The 24719-nt window shown below is 56.1% G+C and carries 21 protein-coding genes; 8 read left to right on the forward strand and 13 right to left on the reverse strand.

Translation table 11 applies throughout. The features are described from left to right. Positions 1–105 precede the first annotated feature (105 nt). From K5E19_RS20030 to K5E19_RS20050, 5 genes are all read left to right on the forward strand, one after another. Positions 106–501, forward strand: a complete 396-nt coding sequence (locus K5E19_RS20030; protein ID WP_042715956.1) for a CidA/LrgA family protein — start codon at positions 106–108, stop codon at positions 499–501. Continuing rightward, positions 498–1193, forward strand: a complete 696-nt coding sequence (locus K5E19_RS20035) for a CidB/LrgB family autolysis modulator (protein ID WP_042715955.1) — start codon at positions 498–500, stop codon at positions 1191–1193. Before K5E19_RS20030 ends, K5E19_RS20035 begins: the two co-directional genes overlap by 4 nt. 129 nt (positions 1194–1322) lie before the next feature. After that, complete coding sequence (cdd, locus tag K5E19_RS20040) at positions 1323–2207, forward strand: cytidine deaminase (RefSeq protein ID WP_221552753.1); 885 nt, start codon at positions 1323–1325, stop codon at positions 2205–2207. Between the two features lie 126 nt (positions 2208–2333). Next, the gene (gene sanA, locus K5E19_RS20045; protein ID WP_010433553.1) at positions 2334–3053 is read left to right on the forward strand and encodes an outer membrane permeability protein SanA; all 720 of its coding nucleotides are present in this window, start codon (positions 2334–2336) and stop codon (positions 3051–3053) included. A gap of 120 nt (positions 3054–3173) precedes the next feature. After that, the gene (locus K5E19_RS20050) at positions 3174–4562 is read left to right on the forward strand and encodes a glutamine synthetase family protein (RefSeq protein WP_221552754.1); all 1389 of its coding nucleotides are present in this window, start codon (positions 3174–3176) and stop codon (positions 4560–4562) included. Between the two features lie 46 nt (positions 4563–4608). Here the strand turns inward: K5E19_RS20050 and mglC are convergent, their stop codons facing one another. From mglC to K5E19_RS20085, 7 genes are all read right to left on the reverse strand, one after another. Next, on the reverse strand, positions 4609–5619 hold the full coding sequence (mglC, locus tag K5E19_RS20055) for a galactose/methyl galactoside ABC transporter permease MglC (RefSeq protein WP_010433547.1): 1011 nt from the start codon (positions 5617–5619) through the stop codon (positions 4609–4611). A gap of 15 nt (positions 5620–5634) precedes the next feature. Next, entirely contained in the window at positions 5635–7155 is a 1521-nt protein-coding gene (gene mglA / locus K5E19_RS20060) for a galactose/methyl galactoside ABC transporter ATP-binding protein MglA (RefSeq protein WP_221552755.1), read from the reverse strand. Between the two features lie 79 nt (positions 7156–7234). Next, the gene (mglB, locus tag K5E19_RS20065) at positions 7235–8233 is read right to left on the reverse strand and encodes a galactose/glucose ABC transporter substrate-binding protein MglB (RefSeq protein WP_010433541.1); all 999 of its coding nucleotides are present in this window, start codon (positions 8231–8233) and stop codon (positions 7235–7237) included. A 295-nt stretch (positions 8234–8528) separates the two neighbouring features. Continuing rightward, positions 8529–9551, reverse strand: a complete 1023-nt coding sequence (gene galS, locus K5E19_RS20070; protein ID WP_010433539.1) for an HTH-type transcriptional regulator GalS — start codon at positions 9549–9551, stop codon at positions 8529–8531. A 155-nt stretch (positions 9552–9706) separates the two neighbouring features. After that, entirely contained in the window at positions 9707–10864 is a 1158-nt protein-coding gene (gene yeiB / locus K5E19_RS20075) for a DUF418 domain-containing protein YeiB (protein WP_221552756.1), read from the reverse strand. Between the two features lie 18 nt (positions 10865–10882). Then, the gene (folE, locus tag K5E19_RS20080) at positions 10883–11551 is read right to left on the reverse strand and encodes a GTP cyclohydrolase I FolE (protein ID WP_108416598.1); all 669 of its coding nucleotides are present in this window, start codon (positions 11549–11551) and stop codon (positions 10883–10885) included. A gap of 102 nt (positions 11552–11653) precedes the next feature. Further along, positions 11654–12802, reverse strand: a complete 1149-nt coding sequence (locus K5E19_RS20085) for a YbfB/YjiJ family MFS transporter (RefSeq protein ID WP_221552757.1) — start codon at positions 12800–12802, stop codon at positions 11654–11656. Between the two features lie 138 nt (positions 12803–12940). On the opposite strand from K5E19_RS20085, the gene fghA reads away from it, so the two are divergent. After that, on the forward strand, positions 12941–13768 hold the full coding sequence (fghA, locus tag K5E19_RS20090) for an S-formylglutathione hydrolase (protein ID WP_221552758.1): 828 nt from the start codon (positions 12941–12943) through the stop codon (positions 13766–13768). Between the two features lie 98 nt (positions 13769–13866). Here fghA and cirA read toward each other — a convergent pair whose 3' ends face one another. The 3 genes from cirA to yieE form a co-directional block, all read right to left on the reverse strand. Continuing rightward, entirely contained in the window at positions 13867–15837 is a 1971-nt protein-coding gene (cirA, locus tag K5E19_RS20095) for a catecholate siderophore receptor CirA (RefSeq protein ID WP_221552760.1), read from the reverse strand. Positions 15838–16062: 225 nt separating this feature from the next. After that, positions 16063–17532 carry an amino acid permease gene (locus tag K5E19_RS20100; protein WP_221552762.1) on the reverse strand — a complete coding sequence of 490 codons (1470 nt, stop codon included), beginning with the start codon at positions 17530–17532 and terminating at the stop codon, positions 16063–16065. A 180-nt stretch (positions 17533–17712) separates the two neighbouring features. Next, positions 17713–18579 (reverse strand): DNA-binding transcriptional regulator YeiE, encoded by an 867-nt coding sequence (gene yieE / locus K5E19_RS20105; protein WP_126817496.1) that lies wholly within the window; start codon positions 18577–18579, stop codon positions 17713–17715. A gap of 98 nt (positions 18580–18677) precedes the next feature. Between yieE and K5E19_RS20110 the strand changes: the two genes are divergently transcribed. Further along, positions 18678–19724 carry a YeiH family protein gene (locus tag K5E19_RS20110; RefSeq protein ID WP_221552764.1) on the forward strand — a complete coding sequence of 349 codons (1047 nt, stop codon included), beginning with the start codon at positions 18678–18680 and terminating at the stop codon, positions 19722–19724. 64 nt (positions 19725–19788) lie between these two features. Then, entirely contained in the window at positions 19789–20646 is an 858-nt protein-coding gene (gene nfo / locus K5E19_RS20115; protein WP_221552766.1) for a deoxyribonuclease IV, read from the forward strand. 74 nt (positions 20647–20720) lie between these two features. Here the strand turns inward: nfo and fruA are convergent, their stop codons facing one another. Genes fruA through fruB form a run of 3 tightly spaced genes read right to left on the reverse strand, consistent with a single transcriptional unit; the run spans position 20721 to position 24497 of the window. Next, positions 20721–22412: a PTS fructose transporter subunit IIBC gene (gene fruA / locus K5E19_RS20120; protein WP_221552767.1), complete on the reverse strand. Its 1692-nt coding sequence runs from the start codon at positions 22410–22412 to the stop codon at positions 20721–20723. A 16-nt stretch (positions 22413–22428) separates the two neighbouring features. After that, complete coding sequence (fruK, locus tag K5E19_RS20125) at positions 22429–23367, reverse strand: 1-phosphofructokinase (protein ID WP_010433510.1); 939 nt, start codon at positions 23365–23367, stop codon at positions 22429–22431. Next, a complete protein-coding gene (gene fruB, locus K5E19_RS20130) occupies positions 23367–24497 on the reverse strand; it encodes a fused PTS fructose transporter subunit IIA/HPr protein (protein ID WP_221552769.1) in 1131 nt (376 codons plus the stop codon). Before fruB ends, fruK begins: the two co-directional genes overlap by 1 nt. Positions 24498–24719: the final 222 nt, after the last annotated feature.

The raw sequence follows: 24719 nt of genomic DNA on the forward strand, positions 1-24719 counted from the left end.
CGTTCCATTCTGGAATGTCTGGTATGCTCAAAATTCATGATGTGATCCGTGGCACATTTCTGGGTTTAATTGTATGATGAATGCGTTTCATCAAGGACTTTCACCATGAGCAAATCACTGAATACAATCTGGCAGTATCTGCGCGCATTCGTCCTGATTTACGCCTGCCTGTACGCCGGGATTTTCATCGCCTCGCTGCTGCCGATCGTCATTCCCGGCAGCATTATCGGGATGCTGATCCTGTTTGTCCTGCTGGCTTTACAGGTGCTGCCCGCGAAGTGGGTCAACCCTGGCTGCTTCGTGCTTATCCGCTACATGGCGCTGCTGTTCGTGCCCATCGGCGTAGGCGTCATGCAATATTACGACGTGCTCAAAGCGCAGTTCGGCCCGATTGTCGTCTCCTGCGCGGTCAGTACGCTGGTGGTGTTCCTGGTGGTGAGCTGGAGTTCGCACATCGTGCATGGCGAACGTAAAGTGGTCGGGGAGAAAACAAAAAAATGATGGCCAATATCTGGTGGTCGCTGCCGTTAACCCTGGCGGTGTTCTTCGCTGCACGTAAACTTGCCGTACGCTTCAAAATGCCGTTGCTCAACCCGCTGCTGGTGGCGATGGTGGTGATTATTCCTTTCCTGCTACTCACCGGCATTCCCTACGAACGTTACTTCGCAGGGAGCAAAATTTTAAACGATCTGCTGCAGCCTGCCGTTGTTGCACTGGCGTTTCCTTTATATGAACAGCTGCACCAGATCCGCGCCCGCTGGAAGTCCATCATCACCATCTGTTTTATCGGTAGCCTGGTGGCGATGATCACCGGTACCTCGGTGGCCCTGCTAATGGGGGCTTCGCCGCAGATTGCCGCCTCTATTCTGCCGAAGTCCGTCACCACACCGATTGCGATGGCGGTTGGCGGCAGCATCGGTGGCATTCCGGCCATCAGCGCCATGTGCGTAATTTTCGTCGGGATCCTGGGCGCGGTGTTTGGCCATACCCTGCTGAATCTGATGAAGATCCGCACCAAAGCGGCACGTGGTCTGGCGATGGGGACCGCGTCTCACGCCCTGGGCACCGCGCGCTGCGCCGAAGTGGACTATCAGGAAGGGGCGTTTAGCTCGCTGGCGCTGGTGATCTGCGGGATTATCACCTCCCTGATTGCCCCCTTTGTCTTCCCGATTATTCTGGCGGTGATGGGCTAAAATTTGCGATGCGTCGCGCAATTTTCATTTTGTTTTCATAAGTTGCATACATAATGAGAAGTGGATCACATATAAAGCCCCAGCGGCTCCGTACACTACCGATCCATTAACCTTTATGAGGCAAACGCCATGCACCCACGTTTTCAAGCTGCTTTCGCCCAGCTTGCAGAGAATTTGCAATCAGCCCTGGCTCCGGTTCTGGCGGATACGCATTTCCCCGCCCTGCTGACGGCGGAGCAGGTCACGACGCTGAAACAGGCAACGGGACTGGATGAAGACGCGCTGGCTTTCGCACTGCTGCCCCTGGCTGCTGCCTGCGCGCGTGCCGACCTTTCCCACTTCAACGTCGGCGCCATTGCGCGCGGCGTCAGCGGAACCTGGTATTTCGGTGGTAACATGGAGTTCCTCGGCGCGACCATGCAGCAAACTGTCCACGCCGAGCAGAGCGCCATCAGCCACGCCTGGCTACGCGGTGAAAAAGCATTGAGCGCCATCACCGTTAACTACACCCCCTGCGGTCACTGCCGTCAGTTTATGAACGAGCTGAACAGCGGGCTGCAGCTGCGCATCAACCTGCCAGGCCGCGCGCCGCATACGCTGGGGGATTACCTGCCGGACGCCTTTGGTCCGAAAGATCTCGAGATTAAAACGCTGCTGATGGACGAGCAGGATCACGGTTTCGCCCTGTCCGGCGATGACCTGAGCGAAGCGGCCATTCGTGCGGCCAACAAGAGCCATACGCCTTACAGCAAATCGCCGAGCGGCGTGGCGCTGCAGTGCCGCGATGGTCGTATCTTTACCGGCAGCTATGCGGAAAATGCCGCGTTCAACCCGACGCTGCCTCCGCTGCAGGGCGCGCTTAACCTGCTTAGCCTGAACGGCTATGACTATCCGGACATTCAGCGCGCCATTCTGGCAGAAAAAGCCGACGCGCCGCTGATTCAGTGGGATGCCACCGCCGCAACGCTGAAAGCGTTGGGCTGCACCACAATTGACCGCGTGCTGCTTGCCTGAACCTTCCGGCGGGCAGAAATGCCCGCCAGTTTGCTGAAAAAGCCCTCAGTTGATTCACCGTTTCTTGCGCTAACCAGGCGGGTACAGTAGCCTGAGTGAACTTTCATCCACGAACGAGCCATCTCCATGTTAAAGCGCGTTTTTTACAGCCTGTCTGTCCTGGTCGGCATACTGCTGTTGATCGTGCTCGGTCTCGACCGCTGGATGAGCTGGAAAACCGCCCCCTACATTTTTGACGACCTCCAGGACCTGCCCTACCGTCAGGTCGGCGTGGTGCTCGGTACCGCTAAGTATTACCGCACCGGCGTGATCAACCAGTATTACCGCTACCGCATTCAGGGCGCGCTGAACGCCTATAACAGCGGCAAGGTGAATTACCTGCTGCTGAGCGGCGATAACGCTCTGCAAAGCTACAACGAGCCGGTGACGATGCGTAAAGACCTGATTGCCGCAGGCGTCGATCCGGCCGATATCGTGCTCGACTACGCCGGGTTCCGCACCCTGGACTCCATCGTACGCACCCGCAAGGTGTTCGACACTAACGATTTCATCATCATTACCCAGCGCTTCCACTGCGAGCGCGCGCTGTTTATTGCGCTGCATATGGGTATCCAGGCTCAGTGCTACGCCGTCCCGTCGCCAAAAGACATGCTGAGCGTGCGCGTGCGCGAGTTCGGTGCCCGCTTTGGCGCCTTGGCCGATCTCTACATCTTCAAACGTGAACCGCGCTTTTTAGGCCCGCTGGTGCCGATTCCGGCGATGCACGAGGTGCCGGAAGATGCGCAGGGTTATCCGGCGGTGACGCCGGAGCAGCTGCTCGATCTGCAGAAAAAAGAGAAAAAATAGCCTCCGTTTATAGTTTCTTTACGCCGGGCGTCGTGCTTTTTATCACCTCTTTACGCCTGACCTTTTACGCTGAGTTCACTGCCGCTACGGCTTCATTGAAGACTGACTATGAACTCGATAATGAACGCGTTTTTCCTGAAAAGTATCCGCCCGTACTTTAATTTCCCGGGCTTATCGCTGCCGACCGCGCTCAATTCCGGCCTCTATCTTGAGGAGAAGCCTGGCACCCTGCTGCAGAGCCTGTCGGTGAATGTGGCGGATTATCTCGAACGCTATCCGCAAACCAAACACATCGATGTCTATCTCAACGATATCAACGGCATTATGCGCGGTAAGCGACTTTCCGTAGACAGCATGCAGAGTCTGGAGAAAGGCTGCTATTTTCCTCTCTCGGTCTATTCGATGGATCAAAAAGGGAAAGTCGCCGCGTCACATGACGATGAGCCAGACCGACTTTGCATGCCGGTTGCCGGTTCCCTCCGCCCCTCTTCGCACGATCCGCTGCATACCGCCCAGATCCTCCTGACGATGAAGGATAGCGACGGGCAACCTTGTCCCCTTGAACCACGCGTCATATTGCAGAACGTTCTGGCGCGTTTTCATCAGCACGGGCTGTATCCGGTAATGGCGCCGGAAATTGAGTTCTACCTGACAGGGCCTGGCACTCAGGATCTTCAGAATCAGGGCTGCTTTCATATGGATACGTCGTCAGCTCACGCTGCGCTCTTTGACGAGCTGGAACAGCTGGCGCATCAGCAGCAAATTCCGCTGACCGGCATTGTGGCAGAGGCCGAATCAGGTCAGTTCGAGTTAAACCTGAAGCACAGCCATCGGATCGTGGAGGTATGTGACAATATCCTTGCACTGCGTCGGTTAACGCGGTTTGCCGCTGAAAAGCACGGCCTTCAGGCTAACTTTATGGCCAAGCCGTTCAGCCGCTTGTCCGGCAGCGGCCTGCATTTTCATTTCAGCCTGAATGATATTCACGGTGATAACGCATTTGCCTCACCGGCAGATGAACTCAATAGCATGATGCGCTTATGCATCGCAGGCCAGCTGGCGCTGATGCCCGCCTCTGTCGCCATTCTGGCCCCCGGCGTTAACGCTTTCCGGCGTCTTCGTAAAAACCTCAGAGAGCCGTTATTCCATTCATGGGGTTATAACACCCGCACCGCCGCGCTGCGTATCCCCTGCTCGGATGAGAACAACCGCCGCATTGAGTACCGCCTGGCGGGCGCTGATGCCAACCCGTATCTCGTTGCGGCAACCATCCTGACAGGCATGTTATACGGTCTGGAAAATTTCGATGAGGGTGATTTACCAGAACCGCAGCGTGATGAGCCTGAGCTGCCCCTGTTCCAGCAGCAGGCAATCGAGGCATTTTCCCGCTGCCAGTATCTCACCGACAGCTTAGGCGAAGCCTTTTCAGAACAGTGGGTAGCCTGCAAGCTTTCCGAGCTTGACTGGTTCGAGAGCATTGTCACCGGGCAGGAATCCACGCTCGCGTAAAAAAAAAAGCCCGCTCAACGAGCGGGCCGGATAATGCGAGGTGCAATTATTTCTTACGCGCGTATTTCAGCGAGTCCAGCGCAACCGCGAAGATGATGATGGCGCCTTTGATGATGTACTGCCAGTACGGGTTGACGCCGATATAGGTCAGACCGTAGTTAATGACGGTAAAGATGATCACACCGGTGACCACGCCGAGCACGGTACCTACGCCGCCGCTGAAGGAGACGCCGCCCACCACGCAGGCCGCAATCGCATCCAGCTCGTACATGAAGCCAAGGTTGTTGGTGGCTGAGCCGATACGGCCCGCTTCCAGCATCCCGCCGAAGGCGTAGAACACACCGGACAGCGCATAAATCATCAGCAGGTTCAGGGCAACGTTAACGCCGGAGACTTTCGCCGCTTCCGGGTTACCGCCGATGGCAAAAATGTTTTTACCGAAGCGGGTTTTGTTCCACAGCACCCAAACGAAGGCCACCGCAATCAGCGCATAGAAGGTGATATAGGACAGGCGGAAGCTGCCCAGCGCGATAAACCCTTGCGTAAAGGTCGAGAAGCCGCTGTCAAAGCCCGAGATTGGCGACGCGCCTACGAAGTCGTAGTACAGGGAGTTGATACCGTAAACGATGATCATCGTACCCAGCGTGGTGATAAATGGCGTCACGTTCAGGTAAGCAATGATGATGCCGTTGATCAGGCCGATCACCGCACCGATGGCGCAGACGATCAGGATCACCACGAAAATCGGCATGGTTGCCATTTCCGGGAACACCTTGTTGGCGTTTTCCATCGACTGCAGCAGTGTTGCCGCTATAACCGCCGCCAGCCCTACCTGACGTCCTGCTGACAGGTCAGTCCCCTGGGTGACAATCAAACCGGCCACGCCAAGCGCGATGATGATACGCACGGAGGACTGAGTCAGGATGTTACTCAGGTTCAGCAGGCTTAAGAACGTTGGGTCCTGGAAGATAATAATGGCCAGTAATACTAAAAGAACAACGTAAATACCGCCTTCTTTCAGATAAGTGAGAAAACTTTTCTTATTTAACGCACTCATGAGGAGCCCCTGATCTTAAAGGTGCAAAGACGCAAGACGCAAAATTTCATTTTGCGTTGTCGTTTTGGTGTCAACAATACCGGCAACGAGACCATTGCTCATAACCAGAATACGGTCTGTGATCCCTAACAGTTCCGGCATTTCGGAAGAAATAATAATGATCCCTTTATTCTTTTTAGCCAGCTCAGCAATCAACTGATAAATTTCGAATTTTGCACCCACATCGATACCGCGGGTCGGTTCATCCAGCATCAGAATTTCTGGCTGGGTCAATAACCAGCGGCCAATAATGACTTTTTGCTGGTTCCCACCCGAGAGCGAACCAATTTGCGTGCGGTGGCCTGGTGTTTTGACGCGCATGGAGTCAATTACCCACTGGGTATCGCTCTTCATGCGGGAATTATCCAGCAGACCGATTTTACTTTTATAGTTACGAATGTTCGAAATTAACGAGTTAAAGTTAATATCGAGATAGGCATAAATACCCGTCGAGCGACGCTCTTCCGTCACCAGCGCGAAACCGTTATTAATGGCTTCGTTGGCATTATGGTTGTTAATTTTTTTACCGTGCAGCGTAATGGTGCCGCCCGATTTTTCCCGGATACCAAACAGGGTTTCCACGATATCGGTACGTTTGGCCCCCACCAGCCCGGCAATGCCCAGAATTTCGCCTTTGTGCAGGTCGAAGGAGACGTCGCGAATGGACGGCTGGCGCAGCGAGGTGAGATTGCGCACTTCCAGAATCACTTCGCCCGGCTTGTTTTCTTTGTCCGGGAAGCGCTGGTTCAGGGAACGGCCCACCATCATGGCGATGATCTTGTCCATGTCCAGCCCTTCCAGCGGCTGAGTGGCAATCCACTGGCCGTCGCGCAGGATAGTAATTTCATCGCACAGCTGGAAGATCTCTTCCATTTTATGCGAGATATAGACAATGCCGCAGCCGCGATCTTTCAGTTTGCGAATAATGGTAAAAAGGTGATTAACCTCTTTTTCCGTTAATGACGACGTGGGTTCGTCCATGATGACGATTTTCGCATCATAGGAGAACGCTTTGGCAATTTCGATCATCTGCATCTGGGAAACAGATAATGTCCCCACGCGGGCGCGCGGATCGATATCAATATCCAGCTCATCGAAAATCGCTTTGGTGTCGCGATACATTTTATCCTGATCGACAAACACACCTTTAGTTGGGTAACGTCCCAACCACATGTTATCCATTACCGAGCGTTGCAGTACCAGGTTTAATTCCTGGTGAACCATCGAGATACCGTTTTCCAGCGCTTCTTTCGCTGAATGGAAATCGATCTCTTTCCCCTGAAAAAGAATGCTGCCAGAATCTTTTTGATAGATCCCAAAAAGACATTTTAATAACGTTGATTTACCCGCACCGTTCTCCCCCATCAAAGCATGAATAGAGTGAGGACGCACTTTTAAATTAACATTATCGAGTGCCTTAACACCGGGAAAAGACTTGTTAACACCGGTCATTTCCAACAAGTATTCACCGGACGACTGAGTAGTTGTGCTGACCATAATTATACCTTGTTGGCCTCGCATATCGCGTTATAAAAGGGCGCAACGAATTGCGCCCAGTGAAGACAAAACAAAGATCTTATTTACCGATAAACTCAGCCAGGTTGGACTGGTCTACGCCCACGTATGGCACGCGAACGATTTTGTTTTCAATTTTCCAGGTCGTGCCGTCAGCGGCACCTTTACCGTCGGCCAGGTTTTTCGCCAGGTCGAAGGTGGCTTTCGCCTGGTTGTTGGCATCGTTCAGAACGGTACCGGCCATCGCACCGGATTTAACCAGCGCCAGCGCTTCTGGCAGCGCATCTACGCCGAATACAGGAATGGAGGATTTGTTGTGTGCTTTCAGCGCTTCAACGGCACCCATCGCCATCGCATCGTTGTTCGCGATCACGACTTCGATTTTGTTGGCGTTCGGGCCAGAGAGCCACGCGTCCATCTTATCTTTCGCCTGAGCGGTATCCCACATCGCGGTATCTAACGCCAGCTGCTGGGTTTTCAGGCCCTTGTCGTTCAGCTCTTTGATAACGTAGGTGGTACGGGCTTCAGCATCCGGGTGGCCTGGCTCGCCTTTCAGCAGAACGAACTGAATTTGACCGTCTTTGTTCAGGTCCCAGTTCGGGTTCGCAGCCCAGTGCTTCGCGATCAGATCGCCCTGAATAATGCCGGACTCTTTGGAGTCAGTACCGACGTAAAACGCTTTGTCGTAGCTATCCAGCGCCTTACGGGAAGGTTCTTTGTTGAAGAAGACGATTGGCACGTTCTGGCCACGCGCTTTCTCGATAACCGTGCCTGCTGCAGCCGGGTCAACCAGGTTGATCGCCAGGGCTTTCACGCCTTTCGCCAGCAGAACGTCGATCTGGTCGTTCTGTTTGGACTGGTCATTCTGGGAGTCGTTCATCAGCAGCTGAACGTCTGGCGCTGCTTTCGCATCTTTCTCAATCGCTTTACGCACAACGGACATGAAGTTGTCGTCGTATTTATAGATGGTCACGCCAATACGGGTATCCGCAGCGTGCGCTGCTGCACCAAAAAGCATGCTTGCCATTACAGCAGACAGAGTCAACACCTTCTTATTCATGGTATCTCCGGTTTTTTTTATGCAGGGTAGTTCTTGTGAATAACGGTCGGCGGGCAGGTGTTAATAAAACGTTACTGATCGCCGAAGTTCACTTATAAAATTTCTATCTTCCGTGTTCGGTAACGCTCCAGAAATGCGTTTTATTCGTTGTTTTCGGCTCGCTGGCTATAGTGAAAATGATTAATCACCGTTACATAGCGTTTCAGCCTCTAAAACGCTGACATCATAGTCAGCGGCTTGTTAAGATACTGTGAATTTACTCACAGATTGAAAACGGTTACATCACGCCACATAATTAGTTAGTGATCGGAGCCACAGTTTGCCGAATAGATACAGAGTGCCGCCTGACTAAAGTTGGCATGAAACAGTGCGTTGCGTCAGGATCCAGCAGGCCTGCAGCGCCCTGTAACGCCAGTTCTGTCGCCAGTTTCGCCATCGAGGCAATGGGGTAACGCACAGTGGTTAACTGCGGGTCGGTGTAACGGGCAATCGGGATATCATCGAAGCCAATCAGCGACAAATGCTGTGGCACCGCAATTCCGTTGTCCTTCAGCGCAGTCAGCGCTCCCGCCGCCATGCTGTCGTTATAGGCAAACACGGCGGAAAGCTGCAGATTACGGCCCAGCAGCTCAACCATCGCGGCTTCCCCGCCCTGCATATCCGGCGTACCGGTTCCTACCCAGCTTTCCAGCGGGACAATGCCGTGCTCTTTCAACGCGTTCTGCCACCCTTCCCGACGCATTCCGTCGTCTTCAATCTGGTGGCTGGAAGCAAGATACCCGATGCGCTGATGGCCGTTGCTGATGAGCATCCGCGTCGCCATCATCGCGCCGCTGACGTTATCCAACCCAACGCAGCGGTGCGCGTAGCCTGGCACAATACGGTTGATTAATACCATGCCGGGGATCTGCTCCATAAACCCGGCCAGCTCTTCGTCGCTTAACGCTTTTGAATGCACAATCAGGGCGTTACAGCGCTGGCGTATCAGCACCTCAATGGCATGACGCTCTTTTTCCGCCTCGTGATAGCTGTTGCCAATCAGCACGTACTTCTGGTGCTGCTGGGCGACAACGTCCACCGCCTTAACCAGCGCGCCAAAGAAGGCATCCGACACATCCATCACCACGACGCCAATGGTATCGCTCACCTGAGTCGCCAGCGCCTGCGCGTTGGCGTTTGGCCGGTACCCTAGCTGGGTCACGGCTTTCATTACGGTTTCACGGGTTTCAGGGCTGACCAGCGCGCTGTTGTTCAGCACGCGAGAGACGGTAGCCACGGAAACGCCCGCCAGGCGGGCGACGTCACGAATGGTGATCATGTTCACCATCCTTCAAAGGATTGCAGCAACTCACAGACACCCCCTGTGTTTAGCAAGGAGGCTATTTTGGCAGCGAGAGAAAGGGGACTACGTGAAGAAGCTCACACAGATGAAAACGCTTACATCCGTTTTGTTAATGATTGTGATCCAGATCGTTATCCGGATGTATTACGCAATGATACACCCGAAGCATGTGCGGTTAATTTTCGCCAGACCCACTCCAGCGGCCCCTGGCGGAAATAACGCAGCCAGATAACGGAAAACGCCACGTTAACCATCCAGACCGGAATAACAAACGCCAGTAGCGTGAGTCGATCGAATTTCATAAACAGGCCAAATCGGTAGAACAGCGTGGTGCAGATCAGCGTTTGCAGGATGTAATTGCTTAACGCCATGCGGCCAACGCAGGCCACGGCGCTGACAATCCACAGGCGGGAAAGCTGCGGCCAGAAACCATAGATCAGCGCCGCGTAGCCAATGGTCTGGAACGGGGCGCTAAGCTCACGCGGCACCTGAAGCAGGAAGGCGCACCAGCGGTAATCCCAGTGAAGATGCCACTGCATGATCACCGCCGGGAGATTAAACAGCACGCCGAGCAGGACCAGACCCGCGCCCGTGCGGCGATAGTGGCGCAGGCTGAATTCGCCCTTCAGCCAGCCGGTACGCATGAGTGACGCGCCCATCAGCATCATCCCTGCCAGCTGCCAGCCGTACTGCGCGCCCAGCGCAAGGAGATTATCACCGAGCATATCGGCCCGATTACCTATCGCCTCAGCCCCCCCTTTCAGCTTCCAGAACTGCTCATACTGCAGGTTGGCCGCGTCGGGGATCCACGAGCGGTTTGTTGAATCGCCAGAGATAACGCCCAGCAGAAACAGTACGCAGAGCCCCATGACATAGAGCATCACGCCGGTGTTGAACAGGCTTTTTACGCTGGGCGCATCGCGGATAAGTCGCCAGCAGATGAGCCCGACCAGGCCGTAGGCGAGCAGAATGTCGCCATCCCAGAAGAACAAACCGTGAATAAAGCCGAGGATCGCCAGCAGCGTTAAACGAGACTGGATCCAGCGCGTGCCGCGTTTGAGCAGAAGCTGCAAACCTGCGCCAAAAAGCAGCGCAAACAGCGTCAGGAATTTAACCTGCGCAAAGAGATCGAGGATCGCCCATGTCCAGGCATCGCTTCGGGTGATATCGCCGTACCAGGCGGGATTGAGATAAGCGGCCTTCGGCAAGCCGAAGGCGCTAATATTGAGCAGCAGGATACCGAGAATGGCGACGCCGCGAACAAAATCGAGCGTGACGTTTCGCTCCATGGTCCCTGCCCTGTCTGATTAATTGTGGTGACGCACGGCGCGCAGGAACTCCTGGCGGGTGTTCTGGCTCGATTTAAACAGACCGCCCAGCGACGTGGTGGTGGTTGCGCTGGTCGCATCACGCACGCCACGCGCTTTCACGCAATAGTGCACCGCGTCGATGGAGACCGCCACGTTATTGGTGCCCAACAGCGTTTGCAGCGCGGTCAGGATCTGCTGCGTCAGACGCTCCTGCACCTGCGGACGCTGGGAGAAGAACCGCACGATACGGTTGATTTTGGACAGGCCAATGACCGTATCTTTTGGAATATACGCCACGGTCGCTTTGCCATCGATGGTCACGAAGTGGTGCTCGCAGGTACTGGTGAGCGTGATATCGCGCACCGTCACCATCTCATCGACCTTCATTTTGTTTTCAATGACGGTGATTTTCGGGAAATTGGCGTAATCAAGACCAGAGAAGATCTCGTCTACGTACATTTTCGCGATGCGCTGAGGCGTTTCCATCAGGCTGTCATCGCTCAGATCGAGATTAAGCAGTTGCATGATCTCGGTCATATGCCCGGAAATCAGACGTTTACGGGTTTCATTATCCAGTTCCTGAACCGGTGGACGCAGTGGCGTTTCAAGGCCGCGCGCAACCAGGGCTTCATGGACCAGAGCAGCTTCTTTACTGAGTGATGACATTCTTTTCTCCTGCAGGTGTGGCGTCTTTTGCCCTCGTTGTGGCAAAAGTGTGCGCTCATTGTGCGTGAGGCGGCGCACATAATCCAGTATTCACGACGATAATTATTGCAATTGCTGCTGCCTTTCAGCCTGACGGTTCCAGACCAGCGCCCCGCCGATGAACAGTGCGATGCCTGCCAGCCCCAGCGCAGGCTCCAGCCGGTGCGTCAACCAGGTGGATAGCGCGGACGTCACAGGGCCAATCAGCTGGCCGATGGCATAGCCGGTGGTAAGCAGTCCCGCCATATAGCGCGTGTGGTTCGGTGCCAGCTCGCGACCGTAGAGCAGAGAAAGCTGCACGGCACACAAGAACCCGCCGCCGACCAGCAGACCGCCCGTCAGCAAACCGCCAATCCCCGGCAGCAGCCAGGCGGCCAGCACGCCTGCGCCCTGTAACCACAAAACAATCGCCAGCCTGCGGTTTGCCGTGGATGTATGGCGCAGTAAGATACTGAGCACGATGCCGATGACGGCAGCGAAACCGAAAATCGGCCAGACAAACTGGGCAAACAGGCTGCCGGGAAAACGCACCGCCGCCATTTGCGACAGGAAGGTCGCCGGGAGGATATAGCCAAACCCCGCGAGGCTGTAGCTCCAGACCAGGCGCTTTAAATCCGACGTCAGCACCAGCGGCTCCGGTGCGGTTCCTGGCCGATGAAGCTGGCCCGCACGCGGCAGATATCGTGCCACCAGCGCAATGAGCACCAGCGCCAGCACGCCGTAAATCTGCCATGCCGCCCCGGCAGAGAGCGCCTTCGCCTGAATATAGACCGCGAGCAGCCCGCTCAGGGCTATGCCTGCGCCCGGCCCGGCAAAGACAGCGGCGCTAAGCCCCGGTTTGCCCAACTGACCCAGCCGCTCGTTGGTCCAGGCGGCTATCAGCACCATAGACCAGCCGCTCATGCAGCCAATCACGAAGCGCAGTAAGCCATGAACCACGGCGTTATCCGCCGCAGCCGAGAGCAGCGTCAGCGCAACCGCGCCAGTGATGCCCAGCCACAGGCGTGTTTCCACAAAGCGATGGGCGCGCATGGCATCCCACGCCCCCACCAGATAGCCCAGGTAGTTCATCGCCGCCACCAGACCCGCACTGGTCAGCGTGAGTTGCCCGGCGGCAATCATCAGCGGAACCTGAGGCGTAAAGGCAAAGCGCCCGATCCCCATTGCCACCACCAAAACCACAAATCCGCTGAGCGCGATACGCAGCGCCATGACCGCTCCGATTGTTAAAGAAAAGTAAATTTATGATGCAGTATCTGAGCGCAAGGGGAAAGTGAAAGTTGCTCACAGGTCAATGAAAACTCTGTATTATGGATTTTATGAATACGTATTCTCATTAAGGAGCCTTGCATGGAACTGCTCGAAGAGCACCGTTGTTTTGAAGGTCGACAGCAGCGCTGGCGGCACGACTCCACCGTACTGAACTGTGCGATGACGTTCAGCATTTTCCTGCCGCCGACGGAAAAACCGCCGGTTCTGTTCTGGCTTTCAGGCCTGACCTGCAACGACGAAAACTTCACCACCAAAGCGGGCGCGCAGCGTATTGCGGCCGAGCTTGGCATAGCGCTGGTGATGCCAGACACCAGCCCGCGTGGGGATGAGGTCGCCGACGATGCCGGATACGATTTAGGCAAAGGCGCCGGGTTTTATCTGAACGCGACCGAGCAGCCGTGGGCGAGCCACTACCGCATGTATGACTACATTCGTGACGAGCTACCTGCGCTGATTCAGGCAGAGTTTGCAGTGAATGACCGTTGCGCCATCAGCGGGCACTCGATGGGGGGTCACGGTGCGCTTATCATGGCGCTGAAAAACCCCGGGAAATATACCAGCGTGTCGGCCTTTGCGCCGATTGTGAACCCAACGCAGGTGCCGTGGGGGCAAAAAGCCTTTACGCACTATCTGGGCGATAACGCAGAAACCTGGCAGGAATGGGACAGCTGCGCGCTGATGCTGGCAAGCCAGGCAGAAGACGCGATCCCAACGCTTATCGATCAGGGCGATGCGGATCAGTTCCTCGCCGGACAGCTACAACCTGCGGTGCTGGCCGAAGCGGCTCGCCAGAAGGACTGGCCGCTGACGCTGCGCATTCAGCCGGGGTATGACCACAGCTATTACTTCATCGAGTCCTTTATTGAGGATCATCTTCGCTTCCATGCGGAGCATTTGTTTGCATAGTGCGTGCGATTGCCGGGTGGCGGCTTCGCCTTGCCCGGCCTACGTTCGTGGTTTTTGTAGGCCCGGTAAGCGAAGCGCCACCGGGCATAAAGGTTACATCAGAACGTATAATCCACACCGACAAAGTAGCGACGACCATCTTCCGTATAGCTGTAATCGTCACGGCTCAGGTCTTTATCCAGCAAGTTCTGCACGCCTGCGCGCAGCTTGACGGCTTTCGTTGCCTGCCATGCCGCACCGGTGTTCCAGATGACGTAGCCGCCCGGCGTAGGTTCACCGCTGGTGAGCGCGCGTTTCTCGCCTTTATAGTTACCCTGCACATAGAACGACCAGTCCTGAGTTGCCTTCCAGTCAACGGTTCCGTTAGCGGTGTGGAACGGCAGTTCGGAGAGCGGTTTGTTGCCGCCGTTGCTGATGTCACGACCATCGTTGTAGGTGTAGTTCAGCGTGACTTTCCAGTCTTCCGCAATCGGGAACTTCAGCTCGGTTTCTACCCCACGGATACGCGCCTTGTTGACGTTGTAATAGCGGAAAATGGGTTCGCCGTCGGCGTTCAGCCCAACATAGTTCGGGTAGCTTTGCGCCTGGTTCACGTTAGCCGTACGGCTGATGCTGATGCGGTCGTCCACGTCGTTCTGGAAGGTAGTGATGCTGGCCTGCACGCCTTCTAACCAGCCCTCTTCCCCGCTGTAGTAGAGACCCAGCTCGAAGCTTTCGCTGGTTTCCGGCTTCAGGTCCGGGTTACCGACAATCTCGCAGGCGCCACGGCAGGAACCGGTGATCCAGTCCGGGCTGAGCTGCAGCAGCGATGGCGCTTTAAACGCGGTGGCCCAGCCCCCTTTCACCGTGACGGTGTCGGTCGCGCTGTAGACCAGATAGGCACGCGGGCTCCAGTGGTCGCCATAGGTTTCATGGTCATCCATACGAATGCCGGTGGTCAGCGCCAGCGGCTCGAAGATACGCCATTCGTCTTCAAGGAACAGCGCGTACTGGCTTGCCGAGGTCGTGCTGCTGGAGCTACCCGTCAGGTTGACTGGATCTTTCAGCTTGTCGTGACGCCACTCGCCGCCGAAGGTCAGCAGCTGATTGATTTCGCCCAGCGGCAGCACGTACTTCCCATCAACCGCGTTGCTTTCGGAGGTAATCGGACTGCTGTTGCCCGGGTTTTTGTTGTCGACCTTCTCGCCGTACACCTTCAGTTCACTGTTGCCCACGCCCCAGCGGCCGTTGTGGCTGAGGGAGTAGTTCTGGCGCTCAAGGCGGTTTTTGTCGAGGGAGTCTGAGTCGCGATCCTGACGGTCGAAACCGTATCCCGCGGTAAAGTCATGATTTTCCGTCGGCGTCCAGGCGAATTCGACGTTGGCGTCGCGGCTGGTGAAGCCTTCGATACGCGGCGTTTCACCGCTCGCGGAGGTAGAGGATTGTTGCTGATCGTCTTTTTCACGTTTAGACACGCTGCCGTAGGCTTTAAGCCCCAGCACGCCGTCCACCAGCGGGCCGCTGGTGTAGAACTGACCGTTGTTGGTGTCACCGCGATCGCGGTGTTCCTGAATGGTTGAATCCGCGCTCAGGGTTCCGGTCCATTTCTGACCGATTTTTTTGGTGATGATGTTGACCACGCCACCCAGCGCATCGGAACCGTAGAGGGAAGACATCGGACCGCGCACCACTTCGATCCGCTCGATGGCATCGACAGGCACCCAGTTCAGGTCAAAATCGTTGTGGCGGAATACCGCGTTGCGGGAGCTGACGCGCTTGCCGTCGACCAGAATCAGCGTGTAGCTGCTGTCCAGACCGCGAATACTGACTCCTTTGCGGTTGTCCCCTTCGTTTGTGAGCTGTACGCCCGGCACATCCTGTAACACATCTTTAAGATTCTGAACGGGCTTACGCTTCAAGTCTTCCTGGGTAATGACGCTGATGCTCGCCGGTGCGTCCTTCAGGTTTTGCTCGGTCGCTGATGCCGTTACAACCAGTGTGTCGCCAGATTCCGCAGCGATGACAGGCAGTGCCAGGGACATTGCGGACGCACAAAGTCCTCCCCTGACGAAAGGATTCAACCTAAACATTCCATATCTCCATGAGGTAAATACAACTAAATCAACTAATTATTGCTCACAACGCTTTACACTCCGCCCACATCTTCGGCGGGTCGGTGTTTTACTTATTATTTCGTAACGATAAAGCAAACGATAATTATTATCAATTCAATTGTTAAAAATTATATCCGTTCTGCATATTGTGGAGATAAAAAAGCCCGCTCAGGTGAGCGGGCTAAAGGAGAGGAAGTGCGGTTATTGTTTAAATCGTTCCGGGAAATCCATTTCACTGTAGCGAACGAAGTGGGTTCCTTTCGTCAGTTTGTAGCCAAACCAGATGATCAGGAACAGCGGAATACCGATGTAGGTGGCCGTGACGGCGCCCCAGTCAATGGAATCCGCAAGGAAGGCTTCATAGTTCTGCCCCAGCGTAATAATCAGGCACAGAATGAAGGCGAAAATCGGCCCCAGCGGGAAGAACCCTGAACGGTACGGCAGGTTGTTCAGGTCATGGCCCTGCATCACGTAGCCGCGACGGAAGCGGTAGTGGCTGATGGCAATCCCCAGCCAGGCGATAAAGCCCGTCATCCCGGAGGTATTCAGCAGCCACAGGTAGACCGTCTGGTTGCCAAACATCGAGGTCAGGAAGCACAGACCGGCAATCACCGTGGTTGCATAGAGCGCATTACGCGGTACGCCGCCACGTGACAGTTTGGCGAAAACACGCGGAGCTTTACCGTCGCAGGCCAGGGTGTACAGCATACGGGTGGATGCGTACATACCGGAGTTACCCGCAGACAGCACCGCCGTCAGGATCACCGCGTTCATCACCGCCGCCGCCGAGAGCAGACCCGCGTGCTGGAAGACCAGCGTGAACGGGCTGACGCTGATGTCTTTGACATCGTTACGCAGCAGGCTCGGGTCGGTATACGGAATAATCAGGCTGATAATCAGAATAGCGAACACATAGAACAGCAGGATACGCCAGAACACCTGACGCACCGCGCGCGGAATGTTCTTCTCCGGGTTTTCAGACTCACCGGCCGCAATACCGATAAGCTCGGTCCCCTGGAAGGAGAAGCCGACAATCATTGCCACGCCAATCATCGCCGAGAAGCCCCCGGCAAACGGCGCATCGCCTATCGTCCAGTTACTCCATCCGGCAGGTTCAGCGCCTTTAAAAATACCCACGATCATCGCCACGCCGACAACGATAAAGATGATGACGGTAGCCACTTTAATTAAAGAGAACCAGTATTCTGCTTCGCCGAAACCGCGCACAGAGATGTAGTTCAGCAGGAAGATGACGGCCAGGAACAGGGCGCTCCAGATCCAGCCCGGCGTATCCGGGAACCACCAGTTCATCACCAGTTGCGCGGCGACCAGGTCAACGGCGATAGTGACCGCCCAGTTGTACCAGTAGTTCCAGCCCAGCGCGAAGCCGAAGCCTTCTTCAACGTATTTTTGCCCGTAGGTTGAAAACGAGCCGGACACCGGCATGTAAGCCGCCAGTTCGCCCAGACTGGTCATCAGGAAGTAGACCATCAGGCCAATCAGGATATAAGAGAAGAGTGCCCCACCCGGGCCTGCTGCTGAAATCGTTGCGCCAGAGGCAACGAAAAGACCTGTACCGATGGAACCGCCGATAGCGATCATCGTCAGGTGACGCGCCTTAAGTTCGCGACGTAGCGCGGGCGCTTCTGTGGTTTTAGTTTCTGAAACCATGTGAAAATGCTGTCCATTTATTAAATGAGGCGCGATTGTAGCAGACGATCTCCGTTCCTTCCGGCAGAAATACCCAGTTATAAGAGAGCTTCATGACTCGGCCAGGATTATAAGTAAAGCATAAAAATGTTAGGTGACAGGCGCGCGTAGCCCCGGTAAGCGAAGCGCCACCGGGGAAGGTTAAATGGCGCAGTAGCGCAGAAAACGCTGAAGCGAACTGGAAAGGTGTTTCTGGCGGTGATGAATGCACCACAGCGTGCGCACCAGCTTCGGCAGAGGAATGGGAATTTCGACCAGCGATCCGACCTCGAGCTGTTCAGCAATCACGCGCCGCGAAAGGCAGCTGATGCCCAGTCCATGACGCACCGCGTGCTTGATGGCCTCTGAGTTGCCCAGCTCCATCCCCAGCTGGAACTGCGGCAGATGGGAGAGCAGCAGGTAATCGACGATTTCACGCGTGCCAGAACCCTGCTCGCGCAGGATCCACTGCGCCTGCGCCAGACGTTCCAGCGTCACCTCGCCCTGTAATAAAGAAGAGGCCGGGGAGGCAAACACCACCAGTTCATCTTCCAGCCAGGGTTCGGCAATGATATCCACGTTGTGGCACGGCCCTTCAATCAGGCCGATATCGACGCGGAAATCGATCACCGCGTTAATCACGTCCTGGCTATTGCCCACGCTCATCTCCAGAGGCAGCGTCGGGAAATCACGGCGGTAGCGGGCAATCACCTCCGGCAGGATGTAGTTACCAATGGTGCTGCTGGCAAACACGCGGATCGCGCCGTTGTCTTCGCGGAACAGCTGTTCAATTTCGATGGCCTGTTCCAGCAATGCCAACGCGCGTGGGTAAAGCAGACGGCCATGTTCGTTGACCACCAGCCGCTTCCCTACCCTGTCGAACAGCTGCACGCCCAGCTGTCCTTCGAGATCGGTCAGCGCCGCGCTGACCGCAGACTGCGAGAGCGCCAGCATCTGTGAGGCCTGGGTCGTCGATCCACTCTTCAGCACTTCAGCGAAGACTTCCAGTTGACGCAATGTAATGTGCATGGTTGTTTACCACTTATATAGATTAATTATAAATATATAATCAATTTTATTTTTAAGCCAGCACGCCGTAACCTTTAAGCCAGACAAAGGAGAAGGTTATGTCAGAACTCACCTTAGAACATCATCGTACAGTGTGGCACTTCGTGCCGGGTCTTGCGCTCAGCGCCGTGATAACCGGCGCTGCATTATGGGGCGGCAGCATCCCGGCTATCGCAGGCGCAGGTTTCAGCGCCCTAACGCTGGCAATTTTGCTCGGCATGGTGGTCGGGAATACCCTATACCCGCACATCTGGAAATCCTGCGATGGCGGCGTGATTTTCGCCAAGCAGCATCTGCTGCGCCTCGGGATCATTCTTTACGGCTTTCGCCTCACCTTTTCGCAGATAGCGGACGTGGGTGTGAGCGGGATTGCCATCGACGTCCTGACCCTGACCAGCACCTTTTTACTGGCCTGCTTTATCGGCCAGAAAGTCTTTGGCCTGGACAAGCACACCAGCTGGCTGATTGGTGCCGGGAGCAGTATCTGTGGGGCAGCAGCGGTGCTGGCAACAGAACCCGTCGTTAAGGCCGAAGCCAGCAAGGTGACCGTGGCGGTGGCGACGGTGGTGATCTTCGGTACGCTGGCGATCTTCCTCTACCCGGCGATGTATCCCCTGGTCGCCCACTGGTTTAGCCCGGAAACCTACGGCATTTATATCGGTTCGACCATGCACGAAGTGGCTCAGGTCGTCGCAGCAGGACACGCCATTAACCCGGAAGCCGAAAACGCGGCGGTGATTGCCAAAATGCTGCGCGTCATGATGCTGGCCCCGTTCCTGATTTTCCTGGCCGCGCGGGTTAAACAGCTGGCTCCGGCTGGCGGCAGCGAGAAGAGCAAAATCACTATTCCGTGGTTTGCGATCCTGTTCATCGTGGTCGCTATCTTTAACTCCTTCCACCTGCTGCCGAAAGCGGTAGTGGATATGCTGGTGACGCTGGACACCGTGCTGCTGGCGATGGCAATGGCGGCGCTGGGTGTGACCACTCACGTCAGCGCGCTGAAAAAGGCCGGTGCGAAACCGCTGCTGATGGCGCTGGTGCTCTTCATCTGGCTGATTGTCGGCGGCGGTGCGATTAACCTCGCCGTACACAGCCTGATGGCATAAACCATCTCGTCCTTCTCCTGCTAACCCGCTATCATAAGCGTTTCGGGTTAGCAGGAGTTTTTTTATGAAATACGTTGGAGCGCACGTTAGCGCCGCCGGTGGCCTTGCGAATGCCGCCATTCGCGCCGCCGAAATCGAGGCGACCGCTTTCGCCCTGTTCACCAAAAACCAGCGCCAGTGGCGCGCCGCACCGCTCACTACTGACGTGATTGATGACTTCAAAGCCGCCTGCGAGAAATACCGCTACGGGCCCGGCCAAATTCTCCCCCACGACAGCTACCTGATTAACCTCGGTCATCCGGTTCAGGAAGCGCTGGAAAAATCACGCGAGGCGTTCCTTGATGAAGTGCAGCGCTGCGAACAGCTGGGGCTGACGCTGCTGAACTTCCATCCGGGCAGTCATTTGATGCAAATTGATGAAGATGCCTGCCTGGCGCGCATTGCCGAGTCCATCAACATCACGCTGGACAAGACCAAAGGCGTCACCGCGGTAATTGAGAACACCGCCGGTCAGGGCAGCAACCTCGGCTTCAGGTTCGAACATCTGGCGGCGATTATTGACGGCGTGGAAGATAAATCCCGCGTGGGTGTGTGCATTGATACCTGCCATGCGTTTGCGGCCGGGTATGACCTGCGCACCACCGAAGCAACGAAAAACACCTTCGAAGAGTTCGAGCGCATCGTGGGCTTTCAGTACCTGCGCGGCATGCACCTGAACGATGCGAAAAGCGCGTTCGGCAGCCGCGTTGACCGCCACCACAGCCTGGGCGAAGGCAACATCGGCCACGATGCGTTCCGCTTTATCATGCAGGACGCCCGCTTCGACGGTATTCCGATGGTGCTCGAAACCATCAACCCGGATATCTGGGCGGAAGAAATTGCCTGGCTGAAGGCGCAGCAAACCGCTGAACAGGCGGCATAAAAAAAGCCGGGTGCATAATGCAACCCGGCTTTTTTGTAGGTCGGGTAAGGCGAAGCCGCCACCCGACACCTTTTTTACGCGGCTTTTGCCACAACTTCCGCTTCCGGACGCTTCAGCACCGCATAAGACAGACCCGCCACCAGCGTACCGGCAATAATCGCCAGCAGATAACCCAGTACCGGCGTGATGGCGCCAGGGATCAGCAGGACGAACAGACCGCCGTGTGGTGCCATCAGCTTCGCGCCAATCGCCATAGAGATTGCGCCCGTTACCGCGCCACCAACGATACAGCATGGCAGAACGCGCATTGGGTCACGCGCCGCGAACGGAATTGCGCCTTCGGTAATGAAGCAGAGGCCCAGAACCAGCGCCGCTTTACCGCCTTCCTGCTGCGCTTTATCGAACTTACGACGGGCAATAATCGTTGCCAGACCGAGCGCCAGCGGTGGCACCATACCTGCCGCCATGATTGCCGCCATCGGCGCGTAGGTCTGGGTACTCAGCAGGCCAACGCCAAAGGCGTATGCCGCTTTGTTCACCGGGCCGCCCATGTCGGTACACATCATGCCGCCGAGGATTGCGCCCAGCAGAACCGCGTTAGCAGTGCCCATGGTTTGCAGCCAGTGGGTCAGACCCGCCAGAATGCCCGCAACCGGCTTACCAATCAGGTAAATCATCGCCAGACCGACCACCAGGCTGGAGATCAGCGGGATAATCAGGATCGGCTTCAGCGCTTCCATACTCTGCGGCAGCTTCAGCTTAGAGCTAATCAGCTTCGCGACGTAACCTGCCAGGAAACCGGCAATGATACCGCCGATAAAGCCAGAGCCGGTGCTCACCGCCAGCATACCGCCGATAAGACCCGGGGTCAGACCCGGACGGTCAGCAATGGAGAAGGCGATAAAGCCTGCCAGTACCGGTACCATCAATGCGAACGCGGAGCCGCCGCCGATCTGCATTAACGCAGCCGCCAGAGTGCCTTCTTCTTTAAACGCGGTAATACCAAACGCGAAGGAGAGCGCGATACACAGACCGCCTGCCACCACCATCGGCAGCATGTAGGACACGCCGGTCAGCAGGTGACGATATGCGCCCGCAGACTCTTTCTTCCCTTCGGACGGGGTTTTCGCTGCACCGGTCGCCTGATACGGCTTGGCTTCCACCAGCGCCTTATCAAATTCCTGTGCGGTCTTTTTCAGCGCCAGGCCGGTAGAGGTGCGGTACATCGGCTTACCGGCAAATTTTGCCAGATCCACTTCGATGTCAGCCGCGACGATCACCAGATCGGCTTCCGCCACTTCTTCAGGGGTAATCGCATTGCCCGCGCCAACGGAGCCGCGCGTTTCAACTTTCACCCACCAGCCGCGTTTTTTCGCTTCGGTTTCAATGGCTTCAGCCGCCATAAAGGTATGCGCCACGCCTGTTGGGCAAGCCGTAACCGCAACAACGCGTTTCGGACCGGAAGCCGCAGCCGGAGCCGGAGCCGCCGCAACAGGTGCGCTGTAGACAGCGGCGTGATCTTTCGCTTCGCTCAGGAACAGCTCAGGATGTGCCACCGCGCGATTAATATCGCCCAGCCACACTTTTTTGCCGTTCAGCGCGCTGTCTGCGGGGATTTTATCGCCCAGGACAATCGCCAGTTCGGCATCACCCGGGTTATCAATGATGTCCAGGTGTGCTTTTTGTGCCGCCGCGCCCAGCAGGGTCTTCGCCATGTAGGCGCGAGCCTGTCCGAGACCGGAGTCAATGATCAGCAGCGTTTTCATTATTCCTCTCCTGCTGTTAGTTAAAAGGTTTTAAGTCAACGCGCGCCATCATCGCGGCTAACTGGGTACGATCGGTAATACCGACATTGCTCTGGCTCACGGCCAGGGCAGCAACGGCGGTGGCAAGACGTAACGTATGTTCACTGGATTCACGCATCAGCAGACCGTAGATAAGGCCGCCAACCATGGAATCCCCCGCGCCAACGGTGCTGACAACTTCCATTGACGGCGGTTTGGCAATCCATTCACCTGAAGCGTTAACCCACAACGCCCCTTCTGCACCCAGCGAAATCACCACGTGAGCGATGCCCTGCTCGCGCAGCGCATGAGCTGCTTCAATCACATCCTTTAATTCTGGCAGCTTACGGCCTGCCCAGATCTCCAGTTCGCGACGATTTGGCTTCACCAGCCACGGAGAGGCTTTCAGACCCGCCACCAGCGCATCGCGGCTGCTGTCAAAAATAATGCACGGGCACTGGCTGCGCAGGCGCGTCATCCAGTCGGTGAAGGCTTCCGGGCTCACGCCGGACGGCAGGCTGCCGCTGACGCACACCATGTCGAACTGGCCCAGCCAGGTCAGGGAATCAGTGACGAAGCGTTCCCAGTCAGCAGGCGTCACTTCGAAGCCAGAGAAGTTGAGATCGGTGACTTCGCCGTCTTTCTCCGTCAGTTTAACGTTGATACGGGTACGGCCCTGAACCACCTGGAAACGGTTGGCAATGCCCAGCTCGCTGAACAGTTGCTGGAAACCGTCCTGGTTATCTTTACCGAGGAAGCCGCCAACGGTGACGTCGATGCCGAGATCTTTGAGCACTTTCGCGACGTTAATCCCTTTACCCGCCGCATGCAGGCCAGTGGTACGTACGAGGTTCACTTCGCCGCGTTCAATTTCCGGGCAAAAGCCCACCAGATCGTAAGCCGGGTTCAGCGTAATAGTCGCAACACGTCTGCTCATTATGCGCCCTCCCCCAGACCTGCCGCGATGGCATCGCCAATCGCTTTCAGCGCCTGTTCAGCATCGGCACCCTGCGCGGTGAAGCGCAGACGGTGGCCTTTCTTCACGCCCAGCGCGACAACTTTCATCAGGCTACGGCCATTCGCCGGTTTGCCAGAACCGTCCAGGTTGGTCACGGTAATCTCGCTTTCAAATTGTTTAATGGTGTTCACCAGCATGGTGCCCGGACGAGCGTGCAGGCCGTGTTCATTACGCACCACGAACTCTGCGTTCAGCACGTCATCGGTCAGCGCATCGTCGCTGGTCAGCAGCGCAAGCACAGTGGCCGCATCCGCGTTCAGCAGTTTTTCAGCTTTGTTGTTAAGCAGCAGGTCGCTCAGGCGCTTCAGCACGGAAACCGGCTGGTCATCGACCATTGCCACGGTTACCAGCATCGCGGCGCGGTCACCGTCTACGTCAAACGCACTCGCGGCGCGGCTGACGGCAACTGCGCTGCGCAGATTGCCTTCAGCACTGTCGTTCAGCCAGACGCCCTGCCCCAGATTCAGCGGCTTATCATTGATAGCGCGCGTCACGAATGTCGCATCGGCCGCACCGGCTTCCTTCAGGCGACCCGCGTTCAGCGCTTGCAGGGTCACAAGGTCAGAGGCTGCAACATCCAGCGTCAGGGTTTCATTATCCAGTTTCAGCGCTTCGCTCTGTTTTTCACCCATCAGCAAGGCGCGCAGCTCTTCAGCCGTGGTGACAGACTTCAGCTGTTCAGCCACCGAGTCATCGCTCAGCACATGCGTAAGCTGGCGCAGCAGGCCCAGGTGTTCGTCGCTGCTGGCCGCGATACCGATAGCCACATAGGCCACCTGACCGTCACCCCAGAGCACACCCTGTGGGAACTGATAAACCTGCACGCCCGTTTTCAGCACCTGATCACGGGTGTCGGTAGTGCCGTGTGGAATAGCGATGCCATTGCCGAGGAACGTTGAGGTCTGCTGCTCGCGGGCCAGCATGCCGTCAACGTAACCCTCTGCCACGTTACCGGCCTGCACGAGGGCAGCGGCAACCTGGCGAATAGCCTCTTCTTTCGTCCCGGCCTGTGCGCCCGGGTGAATATCCTGAACAGATAACTGGAACATGGTTCTCCTCTCCTGCTGAACTTGAATCGTTTCAGCCTTAATGAGAAAAAATGCGCTAACCTGCTCCGTCAGTTAAAACAAGATAGCGCTGAAACGTTTCAAAAAGTCTTGCTCTTTCTGCAAAGCGTTGCAAGGAAAGTTACATTTGGCTGTTCAGAATTTAGAGTTACAGCACATTTCTCCTTTCTTCAGCTGAATATTGCTGACGTTCAGCACATCAGT

Source organism: Enterobacter sp. RIT637 (assembly GCF_019718755.1).
In the GTDB taxonomy this organism is placed as follows: domain Bacteria; phylum Pseudomonadota; class Gammaproteobacteria; order Enterobacterales; family Enterobacteriaceae; genus Enterobacter.